Source organism: Dialister sp. (assembly GCF_036343215.1).
GTDB lineage: Bacteria > Bacillota > Negativicutes > Veillonellales > Dialisteraceae > Dialister.
Genome location: NZ_JAZASU010000113.1, coordinates 1 through 4,996 on the forward strand (window position 1 = coordinate 1; position 4,996 = coordinate 4,996).

Consider the following 4,996-nt stretch of genomic DNA (forward strand, 5'->3'; position numbering starts at 1 on the left):
ATCAGAAATGGTTAAATTTTTATATAAAAAGGCCGCCTCTCCAATGTAAAGGCGGCCACCGCAACTGCGAACTGATAACTAATAACTGATAACTATTCCCCCTGAAGTTCTTAAAGTAATGATTTCTATTTTTGTACACCCCCATATCCTTCCCGCAATCCGAAATCCCCATTCCGCAATCCGTTATTTTCTTCCCCTCCATTCGCCACTCATTCATGACCCAAATGCACATATGACAGATAGAAACATTCCTATTTAATATTTGATTCAAAATGATTTTCTGTTATACTGATGGTGGAGATAAAGGGGATATCTCCACCACCTTGTCAGGGGAATCCTTTCCGCAATCTGCATATAAAACCCCATATCTGCAAATACTCATGTTTTGTTTTTCATAATCAGATGAATTGACCGCAATACTTGAGATCTCCAACGATTGCAGAAAGGCTTCTGAATCCCCTCCTTCCCCTGACATTCATGGGAACCCTCTCCCGGGGTTCCAAAAGGCCTCCCGCTCCCGCAAACGGGAGGTCTTTTTAATTTGTTTTTGCCCGGGAAGCTGTCTTTATGAAGGGCAGACTTTCTTTTTTATGACTTTTGTGTCGGGACAATCGGGGGTATCGGGACTGTCGGGATGGTGGGCGCCATAAAATCATATAGGCACCCTTTTTAGATTTTATTTCTCCAGCATTTAAAAACACCCTTTTATGCATCAAAAAACCGGAAGTACTGGATTGACCGTATTTCCGGTTTTTATAATTTGTGGAATTTAAGAAGTTAGAAATGGGCCGCTTTTTCTGTCGCGACCCACCTTTACGGGCCACGGATCACGATTTATCGATGAGTGAATCTACTCAAACTCGTGACCGTTGACTCCAATCACCCCAGGAATCCTCTTGCGTTCTGGGCTTCCACGACTCTCTGGAGGGCCAGCATGTAGGCTGCCAGGCGATAGGTGACGTGGTATTTTTCTTTCAGTGCATAGACGTCTTCATAGGCCTGGCGCATTTTCTTCTGCAGCCGTTCATTGTATTCTTCTTCGGTCCAGTAGTAACCGGTGCGGTTCTGTACCCATTCGAAATAGGAACCGACGACACCGCCTACGTTGCTCATGAAATCCGGCAGAACTTCGATGCCTTTTTCTTCGAAATAGGCATCCGCTTCTTCCGTGGTCGGACCGTTGGCACCTTCGAGAATAAGAGGAGCCTGCACTTTTTTCATGGTCTTTTCATTGAGCTGGTTTTCCATGGCTGCCACGAAAATGACATCGGCTTTCTGGGCAAAAAGTTCAGAGTCCGGAATCATTTCCGCTCCTTCTTCGGTGTAACCTTTGAGGGAACGGCCATGGCTGTTTGCATATTCGTACATGGCTTCGATATCAAGGCCTTCTTCCTTATGCCAGGTGCCATTGATATCGCCGATGGTGGTGATTTTTACGCCTTTCTGATGCATGAGGAGGGAACCGACGGAACCAACGTTGCCGAAGCCCTGAACGATCATGGTGAGATCTTTCATTTCTTTATGGTTCTTTTCGCACCAGGTTTCCAGGGTGAACATGAGTCCCCGGCCGGTGGCTTCATTTCTGCCCAGAGATCCTCCGGTGCAGAGGGGTTTGCCGGTGACCACGCCGGGCTGCCAGCTGCCGGAGAGAGCTGCAAATTCATCGGCAATCCAGGCCATGATCTGGCCATTCGTATTCACATCCGGAGCCGGTACATCTTTATCCGGTCCGATAATCGGATAAATCTTTCTCACATAGCCGCGGGTCAGTCTTTCCAATTCCCGCTGGGACAGTTTGTGGGGATCGACACGAATGCCGCCTTTGGCACCACCATAAGGAATATTTCCAATGGCATTTTTAATCGTCATCCATGCAGCCAGTGCTTTGACTTCATTTTCATCGGACTGGGGATGGAAACGAATGCCCCCTTTGGCCGCGCCCCGGGCAGTGGAATGCTGTACGCGGTAACCGGAGAAAACTTTCACTTTACCGTCATCCATGCGGACCGGAATGCTCACGGTGAGTTCCCTTTCCGGATAACGGACGAATTCATAGTCTTCCTCCTTATACCCCAGTACACCTGCCGCCCTGTCCAGCACGTCAAGCATGTTTTTGTAAGGATTGTAATCTGCCATTTTAACGCCTCCTGAAAAAAATTCAGGTCTTCAGCCCACCTTTATTTATTGAAATTATCTTCGTGAGCCCAGACCTCACAAAGAATACTATAACACTTTTTAAGTTTTTTGAGAAGATAAGCTCATCTTACTATGAGTATATTATATAGCTTACAGGGAGACGCTCCGAAATTTCGAATAGCAGTATTTGGGAAATAGCCTGGCGATATTTATTTGTGCCTTTTGAGGCTTTCCGGCTTGAAACTTTTTCGGAATGGGGGATTTTGCCTGTGGATTACCACTTGAAGCCTTTGTGGCTTTTCGACTTGGACCGCTTTCGTGCTGCGGGGATAGCCTTCCGTCTTGAACTTGAATGGTCAGAGGCAATTCCATGCAGACCAATCGGGTCTTGCGAGGTTCGCCTTCCGCTTTGGACTTGTGAGGTCAGAGGCAATTCTGTGCCTGCCTTTCGGGTCTTGCGAGATTCGCCTGCCGCCTTGGGCTTGTGAGGTCAGAGGCAAATCTGTGCTTACCGGTCGGGTCTTGCGAGGTTAGCCTGCCACCTTGGACTTGAATGGGCAGAGGCAATTCCATGCAGACCAATCGGGTCTTGCGAGGTTAGCCTGCCGCTTCAGACTTGTGAGGTCAGAGGCAATTCTTTGCCTACCGATCGGGTCTTACGAGATTTTATCTCACTGGAAGTCCCTCTGCCTGTGCAAAGTCCCCATAAAAAATCGCGCTGCCATGGCAGCGCCACCTTCCCGCAATCCGAAATCCCAAATCCGCAATCCGTCTTTTCTTCCCCCTCCTCCTGTGCTAAACCCCAATCAAAAATGGCGGTCATCAGACCGCCACCTTCACGAACCACGAATCACGAAATTTCGAGATAGACTATACCGGGGCGTGATGCGGTGAGGCTAACTCACGAAAACCGCAACTGTCTCAGGTCATGGGTTCTAACCAATGACCCAAACGACTCACATCAGCCCCCTGATAATAATGACTGCAATTAAAACGGGCAGTACATATTTGAAATAGGGAGCGAGATACTTCGGAATCTTCATGCCCTTTCCCGTATTGGTTTCTTCCAGATATTTCTCAAAGCCCCAGCCGTATTTTGTGGTGCAGAAGAGGCAGAAAATGAGGGAACCGATGGGAAGGACGAGATTGGAAACGATGAAGTCTTCACTGTCCAGGACGCCTCTGGCTCCCAGGATCTGGAGGTCTCCCCAGAGATTGAAGCCCAGCACACAGGGAATGGAACCGAAGAAAACGAGGGGCAGAAGAATGAGAACTGTCTTTTTACGGGACCAGTTGAAATCGTCCATGCAGTTTCCGATGAGCGCTTCAAAAACCGCCGTAACTGTGGAGAAAGAAGCAAAAGTCATGAATACGAAGAAAAGAGCGCCCCAGAGCTGGCCCATGGGCATATTGATGAAAATATTCGGAAGGGTCACGAAAATAAGGGACGGACCTTCAGAAGGTTCCACGCCATAGGCAAAGCAGGCGGGAAATATAATCATTCCTGCCAGAAGGGCTACAAAGGTATCCAGCGCCGTAATGCGGACCGCTTCCCCGCCGAGGGTATGATCTTTCCCCATGTAGGACGCAAATATTTCCATAGACCCCTGACCTACGGAAAGAGTGAAGAAAGCCTGATTCATGGCTGCTGCGGCCACATTTCCAAGACCTGCTTCTACAGCTCTGTTCCAGTCAGGAAGAAGATAAAATTCGAGGCCTTTTTCCCCGCCGGGAAGGGTCATGCTGTTTACGGCTAAAACCACAATCAGTAAAAGAAGGCCCAGCATCATGACTTTCGTCACTTTTTCCAGACTTTTTGCCACACCTCCGGCACAGACGCCAAAGCCTACGAGTACATTGATTCCCATAAAAATGGTGAGTTCCACAGGATCGGAAACCATATTTCCAAAAACCTTCGAAACCGAATCCGGCGAAAGGCCATTGAAGGAGCCATTGATGAAACGCAAGAAATAGTCCACCATCCACCCTGAAATGGTGGTGTAGTAAACCATGAGGATGAAACTGCCGATGAGACATACCCAGCCGTGGAGATGCCATTTGGACCCCTTCGGCTCCAGGGCTTCAAAACCGCGGAGCACGGACTTGTGGGAAGCCCGGCCTACGGCCAGTTCCATAGTGACTACAGGAATTCCCATGAGGAGCAGGAAGGCCAGGTAAAATAAAACAAAAACCGCGCCGCCATACTCACCGGTGATATAGGGGAATTTCCACACATTCCCAATGCCGATGGCACAGCCTGCGCTGACCAGAATAAATCCCAGGCGGGACCGGAAACTTTCTCTTTCTTCCATGCTTCAATCCTCCAAATAAATGAAAAGAAGCAGGAGACACCCACGCCTGCTTCCGCGCTCTTTTTATTGTGCTTCCCATTTTTGCGCAAAAGGATGTCCCTTTTTCATAAGGGACATAGAGCCGTAGATTATTATACACTGTTCCGGTTTATAATAAAAGTACGTCGGATAAGCAGTCGGGCATGGTAGAAATAGTTTATTTCGGAAATAATGGCTGGTGCAGGAGGACCTGGGGATCAGGGATTGGGGACCAGGGATCAGGGGCGGTGGCGCCCTTGCGGGCGCAAATTTTTAATTTTGCCTTCGGCCCTCAACTGGCAGGATATGCTTTAGTTTCAATTTCGAGTGATTGTCCGGCATACTGCCCTATCCCGTTAGTACACCCCTTCCCCCTCCTTTGGCGCGCCAAGGGGGTGTACAAAAATAAAAATCATTATTTAAAAACTTTAGGGGAAATAGTTATCAGTTATTAGTTATCAGTTCGCAGTTATGGTGGCCGCCTTTTTATAGGGGAGGCGGCCCTTTTATATAAGGATTTAAACATTCTC

The 4,996-nt window shown here is 48.3% G+C and carries 2 protein-coding genes; both read right to left on the minus strand.

Features of this window, described 5'->3' with window-relative positions:
- Positions 1-879 precede the first annotated feature (879 nt).
- Positions 880-2,136: a Glu/Leu/Phe/Val family dehydrogenase gene (locus tag VZT47_RS09285; protein ID WP_330224687.1), complete on the minus strand. Its 1,257-nt coding sequence runs from the start codon at positions 2,134-2,136 to the stop codon at positions 880-882.
- 956 nt (positions 2,137-3,092) lie between these two features.
- Entirely contained in the window at positions 3,093-4,448 is a 1,356-nt protein-coding gene (locus VZT47_RS09290) for a sodium-dependent transporter (RefSeq protein ID WP_330224688.1), read from the minus strand.
- Between the last annotated feature and the right edge of the window lie 548 nt (positions 4,449-4,996).